The organism is Nocardiopsis sp. iso_186, from assembly GCF_056173365.1.
In genome coordinates, this window is the sequence record NZ_CM149670.1 from 476470 (window position 1) to 499187 (window position 22718).

The 22718-nt window shown below is 68.5% G+C and carries 22 protein-coding genes; 16 read left to right on the forward strand and 6 right to left on the reverse strand.

Annotated features, from left to right (window positions below):
• Positions 1 to 4 precede the first annotated feature (4 nt).
• From AC0VYP_RS02195 to AC0VYP_RS02210, 4 genes are all read left to right on the forward strand, one after another.
• Positions 5 to 1513, forward strand: coding sequence for an RNA polymerase sigma factor (locus tag AC0VYP_RS02195; protein WP_475472224.1), 1509 nt, complete (start codon positions 5 to 7; stop codon positions 1511 to 1513).
• Between the two features lie 228 nt (positions 1514 to 1741).
• Complete coding sequence (locus AC0VYP_RS02200; RefSeq protein ID WP_475472225.1) at positions 1742 to 3664, forward strand: hypothetical protein; 1923 nt, start codon at positions 1742 to 1744, stop codon at positions 3662 to 3664.
• Between the two features lie 246 nt (positions 3665 to 3910).
• Positions 3911 to 5167, forward strand: coding sequence for a MurT ligase domain-containing protein (locus AC0VYP_RS02205; protein WP_475472226.1), 1257 nt, complete (start codon positions 3911 to 3913; stop codon positions 5165 to 5167).
• A gap of 15 nt (positions 5168 to 5182) precedes the next feature.
• Positions 5183 to 5893 (forward strand): type 1 glutamine amidotransferase, encoded by a 711-nt coding sequence (locus AC0VYP_RS02210; protein ID WP_285760682.1) that lies wholly within the window; start codon positions 5183 to 5185, stop codon positions 5891 to 5893.
• Positions 5894 to 6145: 252 nt separating this feature from the next.
• On the opposite strand, the gene AC0VYP_RS02215 is transcribed toward AC0VYP_RS02210, so the two are convergent.
• Both AC0VYP_RS02215 and radA read right to left on the reverse strand, forming a co-directional pair.
• Positions 6146 to 6874, reverse strand: a complete 729-nt coding sequence (locus AC0VYP_RS02215; protein WP_475472227.1) for a GIDE domain-containing protein — start codon at positions 6872 to 6874, stop codon at positions 6146 to 6148.
• A 249-nt stretch (positions 6875 to 7123) separates the two neighbouring features.
• Positions 7124 to 8482, reverse strand: coding sequence for a DNA repair protein RadA (gene radA / locus AC0VYP_RS02220; RefSeq protein ID WP_475472228.1), 1359 nt, complete (start codon positions 8480 to 8482; stop codon positions 7124 to 7126).
• 211 nt (positions 8483 to 8693) lie between these two features.
• Between radA and AC0VYP_RS02225 the strand changes: the two genes are divergently transcribed.
• Complete coding sequence (locus tag AC0VYP_RS02225; RefSeq protein WP_475472229.1) at positions 8694 to 9371, forward strand: hypothetical protein; 678 nt, start codon at positions 8694 to 8696, stop codon at positions 9369 to 9371.
• Between the two features lie 9 nt (positions 9372 to 9380).
• Here AC0VYP_RS02225 and AC0VYP_RS02230 read toward each other — a convergent pair whose 3' ends face one another.
• The gene (locus tag AC0VYP_RS02230; protein ID WP_475472230.1) at positions 9381 to 10079 is read right to left on the reverse strand and encodes a class I SAM-dependent methyltransferase; all 699 of its coding nucleotides are present in this window, start codon (positions 10077 to 10079) and stop codon (positions 9381 to 9383) included.
• 90 nt (positions 10080 to 10169) lie between these two features.
• On the opposite strand from AC0VYP_RS02230, the gene AC0VYP_RS02235 reads away from it, so the two are divergent.
• The 9 genes from AC0VYP_RS02235 to ccsB all read left to right on the forward strand — a co-directional run bounded on the left by AC0VYP_RS02235 (position 10170) and on the right by ccsB (position 19015).
• Complete coding sequence (locus AC0VYP_RS02235; RefSeq protein ID WP_285760687.1) at positions 10170 to 11069, forward strand: sugar phosphate isomerase/epimerase family protein; 900 nt, start codon at positions 10170 to 10172, stop codon at positions 11067 to 11069.
• Between the two features lie 113 nt (positions 11070 to 11182).
• A complete protein-coding gene (gene proC / locus AC0VYP_RS02240) occupies positions 11183 to 11977 on the forward strand; it encodes a pyrroline-5-carboxylate reductase (RefSeq protein WP_285760689.1) in 795 nt (264 codons plus the stop codon).
• Positions 11978 to 12064: 87 nt separating this feature from the next.
• Complete coding sequence (locus AC0VYP_RS02245) at positions 12065 to 13243, forward strand: acetoin utilization protein AcuC (protein ID WP_475472231.1); 1179 nt, start codon at positions 12065 to 12067, stop codon at positions 13241 to 13243.
• 130 nt (positions 13244 to 13373) lie between these two features.
• Positions 13374 to 14171, forward strand: a complete 798-nt coding sequence (locus AC0VYP_RS02250) for a phosphatase (RefSeq protein WP_285760691.1) — start codon at positions 13374 to 13376, stop codon at positions 14169 to 14171.
• Between the two features lie 306 nt (positions 14172 to 14477).
• A complete protein-coding gene (locus AC0VYP_RS02255) occupies positions 14478 to 14681 on the forward strand; it encodes a helix-turn-helix domain-containing protein (protein WP_285760692.1) in 204 nt (67 codons plus the stop codon).
• Between the two features lie 225 nt (positions 14682 to 14906).
• A complete protein-coding gene (locus AC0VYP_RS02260) occupies positions 14907 to 15530 on the forward strand; it encodes a TlpA family protein disulfide reductase (protein ID WP_475472232.1) in 624 nt (207 codons plus the stop codon).
• Positions 15527 to 16342, forward strand: coding sequence for a cytochrome c biogenesis CcdA family protein (locus tag AC0VYP_RS02265; RefSeq protein WP_285760694.1), 816 nt, complete (start codon positions 15527 to 15529; stop codon positions 16340 to 16342). The genes AC0VYP_RS02260 and AC0VYP_RS02265 overlap by 4 nt, the downstream gene beginning before the upstream one ends.
• Before the next feature lie 2 nt (positions 16343 to 16344).
• Complete coding sequence (gene resB, locus AC0VYP_RS02270; RefSeq protein WP_475472233.1) at positions 16345 to 17898, forward strand: cytochrome c biogenesis protein ResB; 1554 nt, start codon at positions 16345 to 16347, stop codon at positions 17896 to 17898.
• Between the two features lie 124 nt (positions 17899 to 18022).
• Positions 18023 to 19015, forward strand: coding sequence for a c-type cytochrome biogenesis protein CcsB (gene ccsB / locus AC0VYP_RS02275; protein ID WP_475472234.1), 993 nt, complete (start codon positions 18023 to 18025; stop codon positions 19013 to 19015).
• Between the two features lie 142 nt (positions 19016 to 19157).
• Here ccsB and AC0VYP_RS02280 read toward each other — a convergent pair whose 3' ends face one another.
• Both AC0VYP_RS02280 and AC0VYP_RS02285 read right to left on the reverse strand, forming a co-directional pair.
• The gene (locus AC0VYP_RS02280; protein WP_285760696.1) at positions 19158 to 19508 is read right to left on the reverse strand and encodes a PLD nuclease N-terminal domain-containing protein; all 351 of its coding nucleotides are present in this window, start codon (positions 19506 to 19508) and stop codon (positions 19158 to 19160) included.
• A gap of 111 nt (positions 19509 to 19619) precedes the next feature.
• Positions 19620 to 19820, reverse strand: a complete 201-nt coding sequence (locus AC0VYP_RS02285; RefSeq protein ID WP_285760698.1) for a BldC family transcriptional regulator — start codon at positions 19818 to 19820, stop codon at positions 19620 to 19622.
• Positions 19821 to 20221: 401 nt separating this feature from the next.
• On the opposite strand from AC0VYP_RS02285, the gene AC0VYP_RS02290 reads away from it, so the two are divergent.
• Positions 20222 to 20497 (forward strand): DUF4229 domain-containing protein, encoded by a 276-nt coding sequence (locus AC0VYP_RS02290; RefSeq protein WP_285760700.1) that lies wholly within the window; start codon positions 20222 to 20224, stop codon positions 20495 to 20497.
• Positions 20498 to 20558: 61 nt separating this feature from the next.
• On the opposite strand, the gene AC0VYP_RS02295 is transcribed toward AC0VYP_RS02290, so the two are convergent.
• Entirely contained in the window at positions 20559 to 21848 is a 1290-nt protein-coding gene (locus tag AC0VYP_RS02295; RefSeq protein WP_432707502.1) for a delta-60 repeat domain-containing protein, read from the reverse strand.
• A gap of 137 nt (positions 21849 to 21985) precedes the next feature.
• Between AC0VYP_RS02295 and AC0VYP_RS02300 the strand changes: the two genes are divergently transcribed.
• A complete protein-coding gene (locus AC0VYP_RS02300) occupies positions 21986 to 22696 on the forward strand; it encodes a demethylmenaquinone methyltransferase (RefSeq protein WP_285760701.1) in 711 nt (236 codons plus the stop codon).
• Positions 22697 to 22718 lie beyond the last annotated feature (22 nt).

The window sequence follows — 22718 nt, forward strand, 5'->3', positions numbered from 1 at the left end:
GATCATGCGCGACGCAGATATCGTGCACGCGATCATCGTGGGCGGACCAGACGGGTTGGGCGAGGCGTACACAAGGTACGCCGATCGCCTCTACGACTACTCCCTGCGACTCCTCGGTGAGCCAGAGGCTGCCACCGACGCGCTGCACGACACCTTCCTCATCGCCCGAGAGCAGATCCCCCGACTGCGCGACCCCGCCATGCTCCGCCCCTGGCTCTACGCCATCACCCGTTCCCAGTGCCACCGTGCCCTGGGCGACCGTGACCGCTTCCCCCTGGTGGAGGAGGACTCCGAACCGGACACCGTTTCCGTTCGGTCCGTCGGCCGCCCGGAATCGCACGCTTCGGTACGCACCGCTCTGTCCGGGCTCGATCCGCGTGACCGCGAAGTGGTTCACCTGGCTCTTCGTCATCGGCTGGACGGGCCCCGACTGGCCGCGGTGCTCGGGATCGCCACACGACAGGCCGATGAGGTCGTGCGTGCTGCCAGCGCCCGGCTGGAGCGCGCACTGAGCCCGCCCGCGCTCGCCCGCATTCGCGACTGCCGTGGGCTGCGGGCGCTGTTGGCCGACCACGACGGTGCACCCACCCCGCCGTTGCGCAGACGCATCGTCCGCCACACGGCGGGCTGTGCGCGGTGCGAGCGCCGCAGTGCCGGGCTGGTCGCCCCTGAGGCCCTGGTGGATGCGGTGCCGATCGCCACCGCACCGCAGTACCTGCGGGACCAGTTGATGGCCAACGCCTTCGACCCCGAACTCGACGGGCACCACGTCGAGTTCGCAGCCCAGGCCGGACCCCTGCGTGCCGACGGATTCCCCGCACCGGCCCGTTCCGAGCCCCGGCCGCGCGTCCCCGTGCGGCCCCTCGTGATGTCCCCCGTCCTCACCCTGGTGACCGGTGCGCTGGTCGTTGCCCTGGTGGGCTGGTTGGTCCTGCCGATCCTGGCCGACCGGATCGCACCCGGGAGCGAGGTCGAGGTCACCACGGTGGTCTCCCTGGAGCCGGCCAACCCGGAGCGCTCGCACTACCACCTCCCACAGCCGTCCTCTTCGACTCGTCAACTCGTTCCCGAGCCACGAGAGACCTCCGAACGGTCACCCGTCGGTACCCCGCCCCGACCGGTCGCGGGCACCCCCGACGAGGAGCCCCCGATCCCACCGGAGGAGTCGCCCGACGAGACGCCTTCGCAGAGCCCCGCGATGCGGGTCACCTCCGCCAGCGGTCAGGACATCACTCCGGAGGGCTGCGTGCAGACGTGGACACTTCAGGTGTCGGCCGGCGTTGACGGAGAGGCGACCCGTGTGGCACTGGAGGTCGATACCCCCTATGGCGGGCAACGGATACCGATGACCTCGACCGGGGGGGCCTGGTCGGCACAAGCCGTCGGGCTGCCGATGGACGCCCCCGTCACATGGACGGTCGTGGCCAGCGGTCCCGGGACCGCGTCCTCGGCCAACGGTCCGCACACCACCAGCCGGGCCGGCTGTTCGCCGGACCCGACCCCGACCGGTTGAGCCCGGCGCGGCCCGGTTCATCGCCCCAACAGGAACTTCCGTTTGGCTCGTGCTTCCGGACCTGCCAAGACGCCCCGACACATCCGATACCGCCTACCCAAAAGACGGCATAACTCCCTTTTCCCATTCCCGCGTGACACCATTGCTACAGCCCGACAACATGCCCCTGTTTCTGGTCGTGATCGGCCCGGACCGCCCTCCACGCGGCCGGGTGGGAGGTACTCAGCGGTGCCCGAGGCCAAACCCGCGCGCAGGCGCAAGACCCATCTCGGCTGGCGACACGAGGTACTCGTCCGTGACCCCGGACCGCCGCCGCGCAGGCCGGTCCCCGCGGAGGGGGCCGGCCTCGAACCCGAGTGGGTGATCGCCCAGCGCCGCTCCGAGGCCGACATCAACCGGCCGCTCCTGTTCGCGCTCCTCGCACTGTTCGTGCTGGCGACCCTGTTCCCACTGCTTGTCATGGTCCGGGTACTCCCCCTGTTGCTGGCCCTCGTCGGATTCCTCGGCTGCCTGGTCGTGGCCCTGCCGATCATCGTTGCGCTCGTACAGGGCCGCCAGGCCGTCGGCGAGCGCCTCAACGAGGAGAAGGACCGCCTTGCCGAAGAACGGCGCGAACGCGAGTTGCGGTTGCGCCTCCAACAGGAAGAACATGCCGACCGCCACGCCGAATGGCAGCAGCGCAAACAGGCATACGAAGCCCAGCCCCGCTGGTACTCGCTTGAGGTCCCGCAGGGAAAACGCAGGGTGACCGTCGTGGGCGGCACCGATACCGGTTGGTCGGCGCTGCTCACCACGATCGGGGCGTCCAGGCTCCGCGACGGCGGCGACCTCACCGTCGTCAACCTTTCCGGCCAAGCACTGGCCGGACAACTCGTGGCACTCACCCAGCGCTGCGGCCTCATCCCGCGGGTGTGGGTGCTGCCCGCCGACCTGCCTCGAATGAACCTCGGCAACAACCTGGAAGCGAGCCACCGCGCCGACATCCTCGCCTCCACCGTTCTCGCCACCGACCCCCGTGCCGATATCGAGGCCGACCACGCAATCCTGGTGACGATCTTCGGGGTCCTCGGCGCAGACGCCTCCGTGGCCCGCGTCACCGCCGCTCTCGGCCTGCTCGGACTACCGGGCCAGGCCGACGCGCACGACGATCCCGCTCTGGTCCTGTTGAGTTGCGGCGAGCGCGCGCAGTTGCGCGAGGCGTTCTCCGGGGACACCGCTGCTGTGTCGGAACGCTGCCCGCACCTGCAACGAGCGCTCATCCCGTTCGAGGGACTGGGCACCCGTGCTGAACAGGAGCCCTACGCCCAGGTCAAGATCATCGCTACCGACCGCTCGGCCGGGGACTTCGCGGGTCGGGCCTACGGCAGTTACACCCTCGACTCCCTCAGTGAGCTGTTGGACCTGCGGGCCCGCACCACCGGGCCGGTGCAACCCTGGGCGCACACCATCGTGCTGTGCGGGGCCGACGCCCTACCGGGCTGGTCCGTCCAGCGCCTGGCCGACGCCGCAGCGAAAGTCTCCGCCGGTCTGGTGCTGATGTATCGCAGAGCGGGGGAGGACGCCGTGGAGTCACTGGTCGCCGATGACGGTCTTCCGGTCGTGATGCGTCCCCCGGACGCCGAGTCCGCCACCGCGCTCGCCGGGTTCCTGGGCGCCGGCCACCGTGTCGAACTGCACCGTCTCACCGAGATCATCGGTGCCGCCCTGGAGGACCAGGAGGCCGACGCCTACGTCACCGACGCCGCCGAGAGCGTCACGGCAGCCGTCCCGGTCCGCTACACCGCCAAGTCCATCGCGCCCTTGGACCTGGTCCGGCACATGCGCTCGGCCACCGACTGGGGCAGGACCACCGCGCAGGCCGCCGACCACGACGACACGGCCGGTTCCGACGGTACGGACCGTCTCACCGACCAGCGCCTGGACGCCTACGGCCTGAGGCGCCTGCCCTCCACCGCCATGGTGGTTCCCGGCGCGAACGGCCCGCTCCTCGCCGACGCCAACCCCGGAATCCTCACACTGGCCACCGCCACTCTGATGACCGCCGGTGAGGCCGGGCCCGAACGGGTGGCGGGCCCGCCGCAGACCCGGCCCCCCGCCAACGTCGGTCCACCCCCCGAGCGTCTCGACTGGCGCCGCGCCACCGATGTCTGACCAGGTGTATGCGCTTTCCAAGGCACCTCGCCCCCCCCAAAAGACGGGGGACGGGAGAGGGCGAAGCGGAAGGCCGGCGAGGAAAGAACGCGTCGGTTGACCGCGTGTTAACCCCTTGCTCCGGACGTGTGAAGAACACAGTCCCCCATCACGCGGCGGATCACCGGGGGCTCGACAGGGCAATAGGCTGGGGCGACCGCCTCGTGCGAAGGCGAATCGTATTTTTCATCGAATGTTGTGGGGATCATGAGCGAACTTCCCTTGCGTGCCCAACTGGCCGCTGCGCTGGGCAAGGGCGCGGCCTCGTTGTCCCGGGCCACCGGCCGCGGCGACGGTTCGGTCATCGGGGGGCGCGTCGCGCTCAAGGTCGAACCGGATCTGCTCGCCAAACTCGCCCGCGGACGCCGGATCGCCCTGGTCAGTGCGACCAACGGCAAGACGACAACCACCCGGCTGATCACGTCGGCGCTACGTGAGCTCGGTGGTATCGCCACCAACGAGCACGGCGCGAACATGCCCACCGGGCACATCACCGCCCTTGCCAAAAGCCCCGACGCCCGCATCGGTGTCCTGGAGACCGACGAGAAGTACCTGCCCCAGGTGCTGCGCGAGACCAAGCCTGCCGTCGTGGTCCTGATGAACCTCAGCCGCGACCAGATGGACCGCGCCTCGGAAATCAACCTGCTGGCCAAGAAATGGCGCGATGCGCTCGCCAAGAGCGAGACCCACGTCATCGCCAATGCCGACGACCCCCTCGTGGCCTGGGCCGGGCTCGGTGCCCGTTACGCCACCTGGGTTTCCGCCGGACAGCGTTGGAAGGAGGACTCCTGGTGCTGCCCCGAATGCGGCGGTCACCTCAAGCGTGACCCCGACCCGCACTGGGAGTGCCCCGAGTGCGGTCTGCGCCGACCCGACACCACCTGGTCGGTCAACAACGACAACGACACCGTCACCGACCCCAACGCCCAGGAGCTCAAGCTCCAGCTGAACCTGCCCGGGGACGCCAACCGCGCCAACGCCGTCATCGCGCTGGCCACCGCCGCCGCCTACGGCATCCACCCCAAGCAGGCGCTGCCGCGGCTGCGCGAGATCGAGTCGGTGGCCGGCCGCTACACCTCTGTTGTCACCAACGGTGTCGAGGTGCGGCTGTTGCTGTCCAAGAACCCGGCCGGCTGGCTGGAGTCCTTCGCGGTCCTGGACCCGCCCCGGGTCCCGGTGATCCTCTCGGTCAACGCACAGATCCCCGACGGCAAGGACACCTCCTGGCTGTGGGACGTGGACTACACGGTCCTCAAGGGACGGCGCGTCTTCGTCATGGGTGAACGCCGTACCGACCTCGCGCTGCGCCTGGAGACCGACGGGGTGCCCTTCGAGATCGCCGACCGCGTGGACCAGATCATTGCCACGCTCAAGTCGGAGCAGCCCGACATCACCAAGGTTGACGTCATCGCCAACTACACGGCCTTCCAGCAGATCCGCACGGCTTACGGCCGCGTCCAGTAGGGGAGAGCGCACCCAATGACCGACACCAGCAGCACGCTGCGCATCGTCTGGATCTACCCGGACCTGCTGAGCACCTACGGCGACCAGGGCAACGTGCTGATCCTGCGCCGCCGAGCCGAACTCCGCGGCATCCGCACCGAGACCCTGCACGTGCACTCAAGCGACCCGGTCCCGGTGGAGGGCGACGTCTACCTGGTGGGCGGAGGCGAGGACCGTCCGCAGATCCTCGCGGCCGAGCGGTTGCGTGCGGACGGCGGCCTCAAGCGCGCGGCCGACCGCGGTGCCGCCGTGTTCGCGGTCTGCGCCGGTTACCAGATCATCGGCGAGAGCTACGGTGACGACGCCGACAACCCGCTGCCCGGCGTGGGGATCCTCGACGTGCGCAGCAGCCGCGGCGCAACACGTGCGGTCGGCGAGATCGTCGCCGACGTCGTTCCGGAGCTGGGCGTCGGTCGCATCACCGGCTTCGAGAACCACCAGGGACGCACGGCCATCGGCCCCTCCGCCCGGCCGCTGTCCACCACGGTCAAGGGCATCGGCAACGACGACGCCACCGAGGGCGCCTACCAGGGGCAGGTGCTGGGCACCTACCTGCACGGTCCCGCGTTGCCGCGCAACCCGGCCCTGGCCGACCTCCTGCTGCGCTGGCGGGTCGGCGAGATCGCGCCTCTCCAGCCGTCATGGGGCGAAAAGCTGCACGAGGAGCGACTGGCTGCCGCGCTCTGATCTGTCGCGCCGCGGACCGCGGCCCGCCCCTCCGGTCACGAGCGGGCGGGCCGCGGCCGTGTGTGCGCCGTCCGCCCGGTGGGCGGGCACCGTTGGCTTCTCGCCGGGGCCATCCACCGGTCGGTGCGGGGGAAGGGGCGCACGCCTTCCGGCACGGGGGTGCCGCTTGCGCCCTCTGGCCCTTGCGGCCCCGGCCCCTCTTGGCCGGCGTCGGCCCCATCGTCTGCGAACGTCCGGTGACGTCGGATGGGCTCAGAGGAGGTCGTAGACGATCAGGCCCATGGCCACGGCGACCGCCGTCAGTGAACCACCGAACCAGAACCGCTGCCAGAACCAGCCGCTCTTCAGGTGCTCCGCCTCGGAACGGGTGGACACCATGAACGGCCCGTTCTCCGGCTTGCCCATCACCAGGGTGCTGTCCTGGGCACGCACCCGGCCGATCGCGAAGACCGCGACGTCGGGTTTGAGCGCCCGCTCCCGGTAGGTGAAACCTGTCGTGCCCTGGCGATGACCGTACCGGCGGTCGCGCCGCCCGGCCTGTTCGTAGCGCTCATGGGTCTGCGGGGCGCCGTCCACACTGCCTTTCACAGGTTCGAACAGCACCCGGCCCGTGGCGTCCTTGATCGTCAACACCTGGTGGGACTCGTTGGCCTCCACCGTCTCGGTGGCGTTGACGAGCCTGGCGTTGCCTTTGGAGTCGGTCTCGGTCTTGCGGTAGTGCCGGACGACCGTGGTCTCGTACCAGACGCAGGGAATCTCGGAGTAGGGGCCTGACAGCGGCCCCGCCGGGCCGGCCCCGGTACGCCCCGACACCTCGGCCACGACCTCTCCGGCACGGAAGGTCGCCTCCGCGAGCTGGGCAGCGGTCAGGGTCGGAGTGTCGATGAACACGAGCCGCTTCTTGCGAACGAGGAAACCGAACAGGAAAAACAACGCGGCCACAGCCGCGAGGATCAGGGCCGCGATGATCGAACCGCTCATGGTGTCCTCTGGGGAAGGTGGGGTGTCCGAATGAGATGCGCGTGGCCCCGGGACGGTTCCCACGGCGTTCTCTGCGCAACACCGCCGGCCGGACGACGTCCACGGTCGCAGGCGCGTCCGGACAGGGGACGACGTAGGCGGTGGAACGTGCGGGGACGGAGGCGCACCGCAGCCGTGGCCGATAGCGGGTAGGGGCGACCGGCGGACGGGCCGAGCCCGCCCGCAACGACAGGAGCGCGGGTCCCGCGACTAGCGCCGTTTGGCCGGAAGGGCCATCCGCATGGCCTCGCCCACGTCCTCCACTCCGATGGTCTCGATGCCTTCCACCGGAGCCTCGGTGTTCTTGGGGACGACGGCCTTGGTGAAGCCGAGCCGCTGTGCCTCCTGCAGCCGCCGCTGGATGCCGCTCACCGCCCGGACGTCGCCGGCGAGGCCGACCTCACCGATCGCGACGAATCCGCGGGGCAGGGCGAGGTCGGTGTGCGACCCGGCCAGTGCCAGGGCCAGGGCGAGGTCCACCGACGGTTCGACCAGGCGCACCCCGCCAACGGTTGACGCGTAGACATCGGACGCTCCCACCCGCAGGTTGGCACGCTTCTCCAGCACCGCCATCACCATCGCCACGCGTGCGGAGTCCAGCCCCGAGGTGGCGCGACGCGGTTGGGGAAGAGCGGTCGGCGCCACCAGTGCCTGCACCTCGGCGATCAGCGGACGACGGCCCTCCAGGGTCACCGTCACGCAGGTGCCGGGAACGGGTTCGTTGCGCCTGGTCAGAAACAGCCCGCTGGGGTCGGGAAGCCCGATGATGCCGGAGTCGGTCAGTTCGAAACAGCCGATCTCGTCGGTGGGACCGTAGCGGTTCTTCACCGCACGCAGCAGGCGCAGCCGGGAATGGCGGTCGCCCTCGAATTGCAGCACCACGTCCACCAGGTGCTCCAGCATGCGCGGTCCGGCGATCGACCCGTCCTTGGTGACGTGGCCGACCAGGACCGTGGCGATACCCCGGGACTTCGCCAGGCGGATCAGTGAGCCCGCGACCTCGCGGACCTGGGTGACGCCCCCGGGGACTCCGGTGGCGTCCGGGGAACTCATGGTCTGCACCGAGTTGACGATCAGCAGCCGGGGTGCGACCTCGTCCACGTGGCCGACAACGGTGTCGATGGAGGTCTCCGCCGCCAGGTAGAGCTTGGGCGCCAGGGCGCCCAGCCGCTCCGCGCGGAGCCGGACCTGGCCGGCCGACTCCTCGCCCGTGATGTAGAGCACGGGGCCGATGTCGGCGTAGAGCGCGGCGACCTCCAGCAGCAGCGTGGACTTGCCCACCCCGGGTTCACCGGCCATGAGCAGCACCCCGCCCGGGACCACGCCGCCTCCCAGTACGCGGTCGAGCTCGTCCAGACCGGTGGGCGCGGCCTGGGCCGCCTCGACGTCGATCTCGGCGATGGGGCGTGCGGGCATGCTGACCTTTGCCGCGACGATGCCGCCGGAGACAGGCGCGCCGGCCTCCTCGACGGTGCCCCACGCACTGCACTCACCGCACCGCCCGACCCATTTCAGGGTCGTCCAACCGCACTCGCCGCACCGGAACGTACTTTTCGCAGACCTGGCCATAGGAGCACGCTAGCCCCTGGCAGCGACACTCCTGCACCCGTCGGGAAAACCGGGGGACTCATGACCAGCGGGGGTGTTCATTTCGTTATCAAATGGTGGAAACCGGGACACGGTTGGGCGCATCCGAAACATCGGATGACCTGACGCGCGGCCGTCCCAGGCGACACGGGAGTCGCTGTTGCCGGCAGCGCACGTTGAGAGGAAACAGCCCTTGTCCGCCACCACCCTCGCCCGTTCCGCGGTCGGCCTCGCCGCCGCCGGTGCACTCGTCACCCTGTCCGGTTGCGGGCTGCTCTTTCCGCAGGACTCCGCCACCGACCCCGCAGCCGATCCGGTGATCGAGGAGTCCCCCGCCGCAGAGGAGAGCGCGGCCGACGAAACCGCATCGGACCTGCGCAACGGCCCTATCCCCGACGAGCGCCCCGAGTTCGACACCGGCGAACTGCCCCCCAAGCCCGAGGGATCCGACCCCCGCGCGGCCATCGAGTGGGAGCTCATCTCCTCCGCCAGCAAGTTCGCCGGCTCCTACGACCCCGACTCCACCTCCGACTGCGCCGCCACGGACGGCAGCAAGGACGAGACGATCACCTGCACCACCGTCGTCTACGGGCTCACCAGCGAGTGGAGCGTGGACATCACCGGTGGCGACTTCGTCTTCAGCTACAAGTACACCGCCGACAAGGTCCCGCTGGCACGCGACTTCATGGAGGACGGGCTGCGCCACACCGCCGATGTCGAGAACGTCGCCTGCGACATGGACGAATACCAGCTCGGCTCGGTCGGTTCCAGCGGTATCGCGTGCGTGGCCGAGGACGAGTACGAGGGCACCCGCACCTACGATGCGGAGACCTCCGCCTACGGCAGCATCAGCTTCTACGGCCGCTACTAGCCGGCTCGGCTAGTAGCCGCGCCACCACAGGTTCACCGCGTAGTCAACCTCCAGGCCGGTGTGTCCGGCGATGAACTCCTCGGCCCATTCCGGGGAGAACTCGATGCGGACCACCGCCTCCAGGTCGGCACGGCGCTCGAAGCGCCACCCCATGTCCAGGCTGCGCCGTTGGAACCCCCGTGCCGACCAGAAGCGTTCGACCGCACCGGGGTCGTAACCCGCCAGCGCGCGGCGGAACCAACCGCCGAACGTGCTGCGCGTGGCGTCGTTGTCGATGACGAAGGCCGTTCCGCCCCGACGCAGTACCCGGCCCAGCTCGACGAGACCGGGCTCGCAGCCGGGGCCGAAGAAGTAGGACCACCGCGCGTGCACCACGTCCACCGAGGAATCGGGAAGGGGCAGGGATTGGGCCACCCCGTGCGCCACGGTCACGTTGGCCAGCCCGCGCACCCGCGAACTGGCTGCCGCGGCGAGTTCGCGGTGCGGCTCGACGCCGGTCACCCGTGCCGCGGTCGCGGCGAACCGGGGCAGGTGATAACCGGTTCCGCAGCCCACGTCCAGTACGTGTGCCCCGCTCCAGTCGCGGACCTCGCGCATCGCGGCCTCGATCCGGCCGTGCGGGTTGACAGCCGCGTTCTCCAGTTCGTACAGCCTCGGGCTGTTCCAGATGTTCGGGCTGGGGATCGCCCCGGCGAGCGCCTTTCTCATCCTCGGGAGTCTAGTGAGACACCCCGGCGCGACCCCGACCGGCTTTGCCGTGCGAATCAACCCCGCACCACAGCGCGTAGGCTGTTTCGCGTGAGCGCTATCCAGGTTCCAGAAGCGCCGGTCGTCCTCTCGACGGCGTCGGTGTACCCGGAGAAGACCCCTGCGGCCTTCGAGATCGCGGCCAAGCTCGGCTACGACGGTGTCGAAGTCATGGTCACCACCGACCCCGCCAGCCAGGACATCGACATGCTCCGGCGGCTCTCCGACTACCATCAGATCCCGATTCTGGCGGTCCACTCGCCCTGTCTCATCTTCACCCAGCGGGTGTGGGGACGCGATCCGTGGCACAAGCTCGTCAAGTCCAAGGAGATGGCCGAAGCCCTCGGCGCCGAGACCATCGTGGTCCACCCGGCGTTCAAGTGGCAGCGCGAATACGCCAAGGAGTTCGAGCAGGGCGTCGCACGCATGCAGGACGAGACCGACGTGAAGTTCGCGGTCGAGAACATGTACCAGGTGCACATGCGCGGCAAGAAGGTCGTGCCCTACGCCCCCAGTTGGAACCCCCTGGACCGGGACTACCCCGACGTCACCCTCGACCTCTCGCACACCGCCATGTCGCGTTCCGACGCCATGGACATGGCCCGCAAACTCGGCGACCGGCTCTCCCACGTGCACATGGCCGACGGCATCGGCGGCCAGAACATCGACGAGCACCTGATCCCCGGTCGCGGCCGGCAGCCCTGCGCCGAGCTTCTGGAGCACCTCGCCGAGATCGACTACAAGGGCCAGATCGTCCTGGAGGTCAGCACCCGCAAGTCCGACCGCGAGACGCGCCTCACCGAGCTCGCAGAAGCACTGGCCTTCACCCGGCTGCACTTCGCCCAGCCGTCGCGCCAGCAGGTCGCCGGTGCGGCTCACCGGAGCGGTTCCGACATCGCCCACCGAGTGTTCTCGGTGGACTCGGACGGAACCGTTGACGGCACTGCCTGACCACTTCGGTGCGTCTGCCGAACCCCCTGCTCCGGCACGGGGACGTGACCGTGCCGTCGTTTCGTGGCGCCGCCTCCCGCTACCGTTGGGGGCGTACGAAAGGTGGGGACCACATGATCGCGATCATCGGTGCGGGCAAGATGGGCGAGGCGCTGCTCGCCGGGATGCTGAACACCGGGCACGACCCGGCCGACGTGCTCGTCACCGAGCCTCGCGCGGACCACGCCGCGGAGCTCCGTGCGCGCTACGCCGTGCGCGTCGTCCCTGCGGCCGAGGCCGCCCGGCAAGCGAGCACGCTGATCATCGCGCTCAAGCCCCAGGACATGGTCGCCCTGCTCGACGATCTCGCTCCCGCACTACGCCCCGACTGCCTCGTCGTGTCGGTCGCGGCGGGCATCACCACCGAGGTGCTGGAGAAACATCTCAACCCCGATACCGCCGTCGTTCGGGCGATGCCCAACACCCCTGCCCTCGTGGGCTTGGGGATGACGGCCGTCGCCGGGGGCCGGCACGCCCGCGACGAGCACTTGGAGCGCGCGGAGTCGCTGCTCAGCTCGGTCGGGGAGGTGGTGCGGGTGCCGGAGAAGTACATGGACACCGTCACCGCCCTGTCAGGAAGCGGACCCGCCTACTTCTACTTCATCGCCGAGACGATGATCGAGGCCGGCGTCCTCATGGGCATGCCCCGAGCCACGGCGGAAAAGCTGGTGACCCAGACCATTACCGGTGCCGCGGCAATGCTGCGCGACTCCGGCGAACATCCCGTGGTGCTGCGCGAGGCGGTCAGCTCCCCGGGCGGAACCACCGCCGCCGCGGTACGCGAACTGGAGCGTCACGGGGTCCGTACCGCTTTCACCGACGCGATCGAGGCGGCCCGCGACCGCAGCCGCCAACTTTCCGAAGGGTGATCGGGGCCCATAACCCCAGTTCACCTCTGGTTCGTCCGCTTTGGCTAGGGTGTGTGCCAGGACACGGCATCAGTTGACGGAGGGCGAATGGGCTGCGCACTGCGCATCGCGTGGGACGACGGACTGACCGCATACAATTTCGGCTCCGACCACCCCCTTGCCCCGATCCGGGTCGAGCTGACCATGGCGCTGGCGCGCGGACTCGGCGTCTTCGATTCTCCGGGAATCTCCTTCGCCCCGGTCGAGCCGGCCGACGACGCCCTGCTGGAACTGGTCCACGACCCCGGCTACATCGCGGCGGTCAAACAGGCCGGTACCACCCTGCACCCCGATGACGCCTATGGTCTGGGCACCACGGACAACCCTGTCTTCCCGCACATGCACGACGCCGCCGCTCTCATCTCGGGGGCGTCCGTCGCCGCGGCGCGCGCGGTGTGGAACGGCGAGGCCGAGCACGGCGCCAACATCGCCGGTGGCCTCCACCACTCCATGCGCAAGAACGCGTGGGGATTCTGCGTCTACAACGACGCCGCCCTGGCGATCGCCTGGCTGCTCGAACAGGGGGCCAAGCGGGTCGCCTACGTGGACGTCAACGTCCACCACGGCGACGGTGTGCAGTCCATGTTCTACGACGACCCCCGCGTGCTGACGATCAGCCTGCACGAGTCCCCGCTGACGCTCTTTCCCGGAACCGGGCGCCCCGGTGAGATCGGTGGACCCCGAGCCGAGGGCTATTCCGCCAACGTCGCGCTGCCGGCCGGCACCAACGACGCGAGCTGGCTGCGTGCCTTTCACGCGGTCGTCCCGCCGCTGCTGCGCGAATTCCAGCCGGAAGTCCTGGTCACCCAACAGGGCTGCGACACCCATGTGCTGGACCCGCTCGCCAACCTTCTGCTCAGCGTTGACGGCCAACGTCGGACCTACTCCGCGCTGCACGAACTCGCCAAGGAGACGGCAGGGGGGCGCTGGGTCATCCTCGGCGGGGGCGGTTACGAACTCGTCCAGGTGGTTCCGCGGGCCTGGACCCATCTGCTCGCAGAAGCGTCCGGACACCCGCTCGACCCCGGTCTGGCCACCCCCGAGGAGTGGCAGCGCTTCGTCAAGGAGCGCACGGGGGAGACCGCGCCGTTGCGCATGACCGACTGCCGCAGCCCCGATTACACGCCCTTCGAAGACGGGTTCGATCCTGATGATCCGGTTGACCGGGCCATTCAGGCCACCAGACGGGCGGTTTTCCCCTGCCACGGGATCGATCCGATGCTCTGAGGCGGGCCGGTGGGGCCGACACCCCGGCCTCCGTGCGGGTGAACACGTCGTGAATCGGGTATGACGATGCCTCGATAGTCCGTGATTGTCGGGATCTCGGGCTCACTCATTTCGATAAGGGGGTTCACTGGTGACGCCGCCCTCCCGCGCGGAACTCGTCGATCATCTGGTGCGTACTGGGATCGCAGGTCAGGTTGACACTCCGCGGCAGAACAACCTCAAGCACTACCGGCGGCTCGTCCAGGGCGACCCCTACTACCAGTTCGGATTGACCTTCTCCCAGGAATGGTCGTTCGCCGAGGTTCTCGCGCTCATGTCCAAGCGCTGTGGGGTCGTCGACGACGAGACGTACCTGTGGGGGATCGACACCATCGATCCGGACCGCACGGTGGACGCGCTGGAGGCCCTGGCCGGCCGCATCGCCCAGGCGGCCGACCGACGGGAGCGCGTCATGTTCGCGACGGGCCATCCCAAGAACCTGCACGCCACGTACCGGGCGTGGAAGGACGCGCTCGCCGAGCGCGGGTGCGAGGTCGTGACCGGCGCAGCCGGTTACTCCTACGACGTCTCCGGCGAGCATCCGCCGTCCCGTCGGGTCCTGGTGTGGCGTGACGAGGTCGGCCTCGTCATGGACGGCAAGAACCCCCGCCACAGCCATCACCCCTTCGGGATGCGCGCCGCGCTGGCCGACCTCACCGAGCGCGGTGAGCCATGGCCGCAGTTGGTCATATCCGACCACGGCTTCGCCGGTGCCGCAGGGGAGGCGGGCATTGAGACCGTCGGATTTGCTGACTGTAACGATCCTGCCCTGTTCCTGGGTGAGTATGAAGGAAAGTTGCATACGACGGTCCCTCTGGACGATGGATACCTCACCGAGGACTACCGTCCGTTGTCGGACTACGTGTTGAGCCGGGCCGGATTGGCATGACCTCGGGGCCGGGAACCGAAACCGGTCCGGACACCGGCTGCATGCCTGGTCAGTGGCCATAGCCTGGAGTTTCGGATTCGCCTACCCATGGGCTAAACCTCAGGTGTCCCGCATTCCCCAGTCGGACGCACGGATAGGGAAAACGACCTTTCAATGACCCGGGCCCGGATTTACTCTGAAAACGGACGTGTCAGTAGTGACCGAACGACACACGAGCGCGGCGGTGGGCGTGGAGAGAAGGCCACGCGGCAACGTGCCGCGTGGGCAGGCAGTGGTGCAGCACGTCCGGGAAAGAGGGCGTCGTAAATGAGCGGGAGTAAGCCTCCACTGGACGAGGTCAGGTTCCTGACCGTCGCAGAGGTGGCCGGGATCATGCGGGTCTCCAAGATGACGGTTTATCGGATGGTCCACTCCGGTGTGCTCCCGGCGATCCGGGTGGGGCGTTCCTACCGGGTACCGGAGCGCGCCGTGCACGACTACCTTCGTGAGGCGTTCGTCGAAGCGGGGTAGCCCCTTGCTTCCCCCGTGCAGACGATGACTCGCCATCGCCCGCACGGGGGAAGCTTTTTGTCCGCCCTCCCGGCCGTCCCGCCGGCGCCTCCGGAGTGCGTGACCGGCCGAATCCGTGGGCGAACCGGTTATCGACGGGGCTCCGTCAGGGGCTTCCAGGCATCTACTACACTTCGTCGTTATTGAGGTAATCCCGCTCAAGCCCCTCTGACGAGGTCTTTCACGATGCCTTTCAGCCAGCTCCACTCCCCCGTGCGATCGGCCCTGCGGTGCGGTGCCGCCCTCGCGGCGCTCATCGTGCTCGCCGGCTGCGCCGGTGGGGTGACAGCAGGCGACACCGGAGCCGAGGACCGCTACGTCGCGGGCGACGGCTCCAGCACCGCCTTCGCGGTCGCCGACCGCCACGAAGCGCCCGAGGTCGCAGGCGAGACCCTGGACGGCGAGGAATTGGCCCTCTCCGACCATCTGGGCAGTGTCGTCGTCGTCAACTTCTGGGCCAGCTGGTGCGCGCCCTGCCGTGCCGAGACACCCGTCCTGGAAGAGGTGTACGCCGAGTACCGCGATGCCGGCGTGGAGTTCCTCGGGATCAACATCAAGGACAACCTCACCGCTGCGCAGGCGTTCGAGCGCAACCAGGAGGTGACCTACCCCAGCCTCTACGACCAGCCGGGCGAGGTCTCCCAGGCGTTCCGCGACACCGTCCCTCCTCAGGCGATCCCCAGCACCCTGGTGATCGACCGTGAGGGCCGCATCGCCGCCCGGATCATCGGCGCCACCAACTACGACGGGCTCACCGAGATCGTCGAACCCATCGCCGCAGAGGGCGGCAAAGACGCGGAAACCCCGTGATCGCCGAGACGATCTTCAGCGGCTCCCTTCTGCTCGCCGTTCCGTTGGCGATGGCAGCCGGACTGGTGTCCTTCCTCTCCCCGTGCGTTCTGCCGCTGGTCCCGGGCTACCTGTCCTACGTCACGGGCATGACCGGTGCCGATATCGCCGCACATCGGCGTGCTGCCACCACCGCACCCCCTGAAGGCGGGGCAACCGCGACCGCCGTCACCGTGGACGACGTACTGGCCACCCGACGATGGACCATGCTTGCCGGAAGCCTGCTGTTCGTTGCGGGGTTCACCGCCGTGTTCGTCGCCGTCGGCGTGTTCTTCGGCGGTGTCGGCGGGCTGCTCCTGGACCACGCCGATGTCATCACCCGGGTACTGGGCGGGCTGACCATCGTGCTGGGCCTGGCTTTCATGGGAGTGCTTCCCGGACTGAACCGGGAGTTCCGCTTCCACCGTCTTCCCAGCGCCGGCCTCGCCGGCGCCCCTCTGCTGGGCATCCTCTTCGGACTGGGCTGGACCCCCTGCATCGGCCCGACACTGGCCGCCGTGCAGTCCCTGGCATTCGTCGAGGGCAGCGTCGGCCGCGGTGCGCTGCTGTCCCTCGTCTACTGCCTCGGACTCGGGCTGCCGTTCGTTCTCGCAGCCCTGCTCTACCGAAAAGCTCTGGGGGCCTTCGACTGGGTCAAGCGCCACTACCGGGCCATCACCGCCGTCGGCGGCGCGATGCTCGTCCTGGTGGGCTTGCTCCTGGTCAGCGGGCTCTGGACCGACCTCACGGCCATCATGCAGGGCTGGGCCGCAACCTTCACGACGGTGATCTAGCAGTGACCTCACTCAAACCCACCGCGCCGGCCTCCTCGGACGGCCCCGGCTCCTCAGCGCCCCGACTCTCGCCTCTTGGCTGGGTGCGCTGGGCCTGGCGCATCCTCACCTCGATGCGCACCGCACTCATCCTGCTGTTCCTACTGGCGTTGGGCGCGATTCCCGGCTCCTTGCTCCCTCAACGGGGGGTCAGCATCGAGCAGGTCCAGAACTACTTCTTCGAGAATCCCGACCTGGCGCCCTGGCTCGACCGCTTCTTCCTCTTCGACGTCTACTCCTCGCCCTGGTACGCGGCGATCTACCTGCTGCTGTTCGTCTCGCTCACCGGGTGCGTCCTGCCGCGCGCACTCGCCCACTACCGCCTGATGCGGGCCCGTCCGCCCAAAACGCCACGCCGTTTGGACCGGATGCCCTACTCCGCGACCTTCTCCACCGACGCGACGCCCGACGAGGTGCTCACCCAGGCGCGTCCACTGCTCAAGGGCTACCGGATCGAGGCCGACACGGACTCGTTGTCGGCGGAGGCCGGCTACCTGCGCGAGACCGGGAACGTGCTCTTCCACCTGGCACTGCTGGCGCTCTTGGTCGCCCTGGCCATCGGATCGTTCTTCGGCTACCGCGGAAACATGCTGCTCGTCGAGGGCGACAGCTTCGCCAACACGCTCCCCTCCTACGACGCCTTCCACCCCGGCCACGCGGTCAACCCGGATGCAATCGAGCCGTTCTGGCTGCGTCTGGACGACTTCGAGGCCGCGTTCGTGCAGGATGGAAGCTTCTCCGGACAGGCCGACTCCTTCAGTGCCGATGTCACCTACCGCGAGGCTCCCGGCGAGGTCGAGCAGACGCATGTCCTAAAGGTCAACCACCCACTCCAGGTCAACGGTGCACAGGTGTACCTGCTCGGACACGGCTACGCCCCCTCGTTCAAGGTCACCGACTCCCGGGGCGACGTGGTCCTCGACCAGCCGGTGCCCTTCCTGTTCCGCGACACCTTCACCTTCACCTCCGACGGCGTGGTGAAGGTTCCCGACAGCGCGCCCGAGCAGCTCGGTTTCACCGGGGTCTTCCTGCCGTCGGCGGCGACCGCGGAGAGTGGCGATCTCGTCTCCGACTTCCCCGAGGCGCGCAATCCGCGGGTCGTCCTCAAGGGCTTCGTCGGCGACCTCGGCCTGGACAGCGGTGACTCCCAGTCGGTCTACCAGCTCTACGCCGAGCGGATGACACAGGTGGGGGAGTCCCCGGCGATGGCCCCGGGCGACACCTGGGAGCTCCCTGACGGGGCGGGGACCATCGAGTTCACCGGCGTCAGCGACTACATCAGCCTCCAGGTCGCCAGCAACCCGTCGCGGGTGCCGGCGCTCGTCAGCGCGATCGCCGCCGTCGTGGGGCTGCTGGGCACGCTGTTCGTCCAGCCTCGCCGGGTGTGGGTCCGGGCCCGCCCCGGAGCCGACGGGCGTACGGTTGTCGAGGTCGCCGGACTCGTCAAGACCGAGGGCGCGGCTTCCCTGGCCCGGTTCCACGAACTCGCCAGCGGCCTCAACCAGCGGCTCAGATGACCCGGTCCGGACCGCGCCCCGATGGCGTGCTCCGGACACCGGCCGCCCGCACCGCAGCGCGGGGTCGGGACAAGGCGCGGGCCCGGCCCGCTCATACGGACACAGGTACCGAGAAGGAGCAGTGGTGGTGCACGCCCTCGCCGCGAATGTCGCGGCAGATTCCAATCTTGCGGGGATCAGCGAGGACCTCGTCCTCGCCCTGATCATCGCCTACGCGATCGCCCTCTTCCTGTTCGTCTTCGAGGCCGCCTACGGGCGTCGCGAGTCGCTGGCGGGGACCCGGCTGGTGGCCGTGGGCGCCACCGAGGGCCGGGTCAACGACCTCACGGTCAACCTGCGCTCGAAAGAGCCCGAGGTCAAGGCGTCACGGCACATCTTCGGGCGCGTGGGTCTCGGCGTCACCGTGGTCGGGTTCGCCATCAACCTCGTGCAGATCGTCACCCGGGGGCTGGCGGTGGACCGCTGGCCGTGGGGCAACATGTTCGAGTTCGTCGTCGCGATCTGCTTCTGCGGTGTGGGCGCGTTTCTGTTCACCTCTTTCCGCTACAAGGCCCGTTACCTCGGGACCTTTGTCCTGATCCCCGTTCTGCTGCTGCTGGGGATCGCGGTGCGCTGGCTCGACGGGGAGGCCGGACCGGTCGTTCCCGCCCTGGACTCCTACTGGATCGCCATCCACGTCTCAGCGTTGATCCTGGCGACCGGCGCCTTCATGGTCTCCGGTTCGGCCACCATCACCTACTTGGTCGCCCAGCGGACCGAGGCCAAGCGTGCGCTCGGTGAGACGGTCAGCAGCATCGCCGCCAAACTTCCCAGTGCCGAACTGCTGGACCGTGTCGCGCACCGGATGATCATCCTGGCCTTCCCGCTGTGGACGTTCGGTGTCATCGCCGGCGCGATCTGGGCGGACGAGGCGTGGGGCCGATTCTGGGGTTGGGACCCCAAGGAGGTCTGGTCCTTCATCACCTGGGTCGTCTATGCCGCCTACCTGCACGCGCGGGCCACGGCGGGCTGGCAGGGCAAGAAGGCCGCCTGGATCAGCCTGATCGGTTTCGCGTGCCTGCTGTTCAACTTCTTTGGCGTCAACTACATGTTCAGCGGTCTGCACTCCTACGCGTGATCCACCCGCGGGGGCGGAGCCGGCCGGCCCCGTCTCGTTGTGGCCCGGGCGGCTGTGCGTGCCCCGGGAGGAACCCGTCCCGCGCATCGGAAACGACGAAGGCCCGCCCCGTTACGGGGCGGGCCTTCGTCTGTTCGGGTACTCAGTCCTCGGGGTCGATGCGCTTGTTGTCCAGCCGTCGCAGGAACTCGGGATCGTCATCCGGGCCGAGAGGACGCTGGCGTCCGGACGGTTTCTGGAAGTCCGAGGGATCCAGGTCATCGACGGAGGTCGCCGTCACGGAAGCGGAGTCAGCCGCTGTGACGGGGGCGCGTGGGCGCCCGAGGTAGAACCACAGCAGTGGACCGACCACCATGAAGATCAGGATGATGGCCAGCCAGAGGAGTTTAGGAAGGTTGCGGACTTCCTCTGCCGGGCTGGTGAGCGCGTCGAAGAACGCGTACACCCAGAGCACGATCGAGAGCAGCGTAATTAGGCCACCGAGCCACACCATGCTTCCACACTATCCGGGGAAACGCCCCGTATGCGCGGGGGGACACGATGGGAGGTCGGCATCGGCGGGGTTGTCACGTTTATCGGCGCAGGAACACCCGCTGAAGCCTCGCTAGCGCGAGCTCTCGGTGGTCTCCCCGTGTAGCAGTGCCCGGACCTCGGATTCACGGAACCGGCGGTGTCCGCCGGGCGTGCGGATGCTGCTGATCCGACCGGAGGCAGCCCATCGGGTCACCGTCTTGGGATCGACCCTGAAGAGGGAGGCTACCTCTCCGGGTGTCAGCAAGCGTTCGCTTCCTCTTTCCACCTTCACAATCCCCCTTCCGACCCGTCTTGGAATTCAGGACGGGCGTTTGATCCCCTAGTGTGCACGAGTTAGTCCGTTTCATCCCTAGTTTTCGTAAAAATTAGGAAGAAGGGATCGGCCCTCGGCGAGATGTGACCTGAACGTAATCTTTGATTTGGGTGTCACTTTTTGGGTGCCCCCTGTGTCGAGTCGGATGTGGATATCCGGGCCGAGACAGGCGACAGCGCACGGGAGGGGTGGTTCCCGCCTCCGGAAGCGACCCCCTTACCCTGTGATGTGGGGGGACGTGCGTGCTGTGGGCTCCGGTGCGGATGCCGACACCACGTTCTTGCGGTGGTCGCTGGTCCGGCCCCGCGCGTTGCCTTCCCCTAATCTATTCGCCGACTCGCCCGTTGTGAGGCAGTTTCATGCGCAACGTCATCACCTATACCGCGGCACGCCTGCTGTTGTTCGTGGTCACCCTCGGTGTGGTTTACGTTCTCGGGGCCCGGGACCTCTTGGCATTGGTGCTTGCTTTCCTGGTCAGCGGCCTGGTCAGCTTTGTTCTGCTCTCCAAGCAGCGCGACGCGATGTCGGCGTCGCTTTCTGCGCGATTGGCCAAGGGAGAGGGGGTCGCCGACCGTCTGGACGCCGGATCGGCCAAAGAGGACGAGGGAGACGCCGAGCATCGCCCCGTCGGCTAGTCCCGACCGTGCTCGACACGGCCACCCGACGGACGCGGCGCGACCAGATCCGCCGTTCGGTTCAGAGGGCCGGGAACATCCCCAGGCGGGCCCGGTAGAGCCCGTTCAGCCGTTCGGTGTCGCTGCCGACGTAGAGACCGTCCGGAGTGGAGAGCAGCGCCTCCACACCGTATCCGCGGGTCCTGCCCGGGTTCCAGGCCAGTGCCTTGCCCGTACGGGGATCGATCGCGCCGATTCCTTCCCGGGAGACCGCGCCCTCCCCGGCGGACTTGTGGCCCCGGGGGTTGTCCAGCCAACGCTGGTGCCCCCCGACATAGACGGCCGCACCGGTGACCTCCACCGAGTACAGCGAATCGCCGCCGGTGTAGTTCACCCAGGTGTGGCGCGATTGGGGGATGTCGGTGGTTTCCCAGCGGCTGGCGCTCTTGCACAGTCCCGGCTTCTTCTCCGGGCCCCCGCTGGTGACCACCGCGAAGTAGGAGCCGTCCGGGGAGAACGACATCTGGCGCATGTACGTGTGCAGCTTGGCGTAGTCGCACTCCGAGGCGAACGCCTCGGTGGACCAGTTCCCCAGACGCGCAGGGCTGGAAGCGGTGTCGATCATCGCGATCTGCTGGCGCCGCTGCCCCTGCACCTTGGTGAAGGTTCCGTTGATGAGCAGGCGTCGCCCATCCGGACTCAGCGCGAGTTCCTGCACGCGCAGCGTGCCGCGGCGCGGTTCGCTGATCGCGATGTCGAATGCGCCGTCCACGGCGCCGCTGGTCCCGTCCAGCCGGGCGATTCCAGTGCGTGACTGTCCGCTGATCGAGGTGAAGCTCCCACCCACGTAGAGCTTTCCGCTGTGCGTGGCCAAGCGGTAGGTCGCACCGTTGTCGAGATTTCCGCCGAAGGCCGTCATCCGGCTGCCGTTTGCCGTCGAGAGTTGGGTGACCCCTCGCTGTGCGTACCCGTTGACCCTGGTGAACGTACCGCCGGCGTACACCGTGGCGCCCGGGCCCGCTGCGAGGGAAACCACCGTGCCGTTGACCCTGGGGGTGAAGTCCGTATCGATCCGCCCGGTCCCGTAGTCGAAGGCGAACAGTCCGTCCCGCTCCACGGTCACGTCCCGGTTGGGGTCGGTCACGGTGGAGAAGTCGCCACCCACGACCACGGTGCGACCGATCTGGACGATCGACTTCACGCTGCCGTCGAGGATGTGCGGGGTCCACGCCACGGGTTTCTCGCTGACCACAAAAGAGTGCGCGGTGCCGGCTTCGGCGGGAGCTGCGAGCATCCCCGCGACGGTCAACGCGGCGAGGCCGGCGGTCAGGAACGAGAGGGTGCGGGGCACGAGCGGTCTCCAGGGCTCCAAAAGGTCATCCGTTTGCTCAAACGGCATAGGCGATTACCTACAGTAACCGTTTTCCGGTTCGGGGTCGGGCGGAAAAAGGATTTCCGGCGAGACGGAACCGGTTCTTCTGGACTCCGGACCGCTTTAGGCTGGTCGTCATGACCCGTGCCGAACTCGACAAGAACCCCCGAGACGTCGCCGCGATGTTCGACGCCATCGCCGGACGCTACGACCTCGTCAACGACGTGCTCTCACTGGGCCAGGACCGGCGCTGGCGGCGCGCGGCCGTACAGGCCGTGGAGGCGTACAGCGGGGAATTGGTGCTGGACCTCGCGGCCGGGACGGGAACCTCGTCGGAATCCTTCACCGCCAAGGGGGCCAGGGTCATCGCCTGCGACTTCTCGCTGGGCATGCTCCAGGTCGGTGCCGAGCGTCGGGGTGGAGCCTCCCGCCGCGGGGTCACCGTGGTGGCCGGGGACGCGCTGCGGCTCCCGTTCGCCGATCGGACCTTCGATGCCGTGACCATCTCCTTCGGTCTGCGCAACGTCAACGACGTCGGCGACGCCCTGGCCGAGTTGTTGCGCGTCACCAAGGTCGGCGGTCGTATCGTCATCTGCGAGTTCAGCCACCTGCCGGTCGGGGCCCTCGACAAGGCCCTGGGCAAGGGGATGGAGGTCGTGCTGCCACTCGTGGCGCGCGGCTTCAGCGACAACCCCTCGGCCTACTCCTATCTCTCTGAGTCCATCGCGGCCTGGCCGGACCAGCCGGCTCTAGCCAAGGAACTGCAGGCGGTCGGATGGTCTGACGTCGCCTGGCGCAACCTCAGCCTGGGCGTGGTCGCTCTGCACCGGGGATACCGCCGGGCCTGAACCGACTTCTCACCGCTCCACC

What these genes read in the sequence shown, in the direction of transcription:
- AC0VYP_RS02195 (WP_475472224.1), top strand. Translation starts at nt 5, where the DNA reads ATGCGCGACGCAGATATCGTGCACGCGATCATCGTGGGCGGACCAGAC.
- AC0VYP_RS02205 (WP_475472226.1), top strand. Translation starts at nt 3,911, where the DNA reads ATGAGCGAACTTCCCTTGCGTGCCCAACTGGCCGCTGCGCTGGGCAAG.
- AC0VYP_RS02210 (WP_285760682.1), top strand. Translation starts at nt 5,183, where the DNA reads ATGACCGACACCAGCAGCACGCTGCGCATCGTCTGGATCTACCCGGAC.
- AC0VYP_RS02215 (WP_475472227.1), bottom strand. Translation starts at nt 6,874, where the DNA reads ATGAGCGGTTCGATCATCGCGGCCCTGATCCTCGCGGCTGTGGCCGCG.
- radA (WP_475472228.1), bottom strand. Translation starts at nt 8,482, where the DNA reads ATGGCCAGGTCTGCGAAAAGTACGTTCCGGTGCGGCGAGTGCGGTTGG.
- AC0VYP_RS02230 (WP_475472230.1), bottom strand. Translation starts at nt 10,079, where the DNA reads ATGAGAAAGGCGCTCGCCGGGGCGATCCCCAGCCCGAACATCTGGAAC.
- proC (WP_285760689.1), top strand. Translation starts at nt 11,183, where the DNA reads ATGATCGCGATCATCGGTGCGGGCAAGATGGGCGAGGCGCTGCTCGCC.
- AC0VYP_RS02245 (WP_475472231.1), top strand. Translation starts at nt 12,065, where the DNA reads ATGGGCTGCGCACTGCGCATCGCGTGGGACGACGGACTGACCGCATAC.
- AC0VYP_RS02255 (WP_285760692.1), top strand. Translation starts at nt 14,478, where the DNA reads ATGAGCGGGAGTAAGCCTCCACTGGACGAGGTCAGGTTCCTGACCGTC.
- AC0VYP_RS02260 (WP_475472232.1), top strand. Translation starts at nt 14,907, where the DNA reads ATGCCTTTCAGCCAGCTCCACTCCCCCGTGCGATCGGCCCTGCGGTGC.
- AC0VYP_RS02280 (WP_285760696.1), bottom strand. Translation starts at nt 19,508, where the DNA reads ATGGTGTGGCTCGGTGGCCTAATTACGCTGCTCTCGATCGTGCTCTGG.
- AC0VYP_RS02290 (WP_285760700.1), top strand. Translation starts at nt 20,222, where the DNA reads ATGCGCAACGTCATCACCTATACCGCGGCACGCCTGCTGTTGTTCGTG.
- AC0VYP_RS02300 (WP_285760701.1), top strand. Translation starts at nt 21,986, where the DNA reads ATGACCCGTGCCGAACTCGACAAGAACCCCCGAGACGTCGCCGCGATG.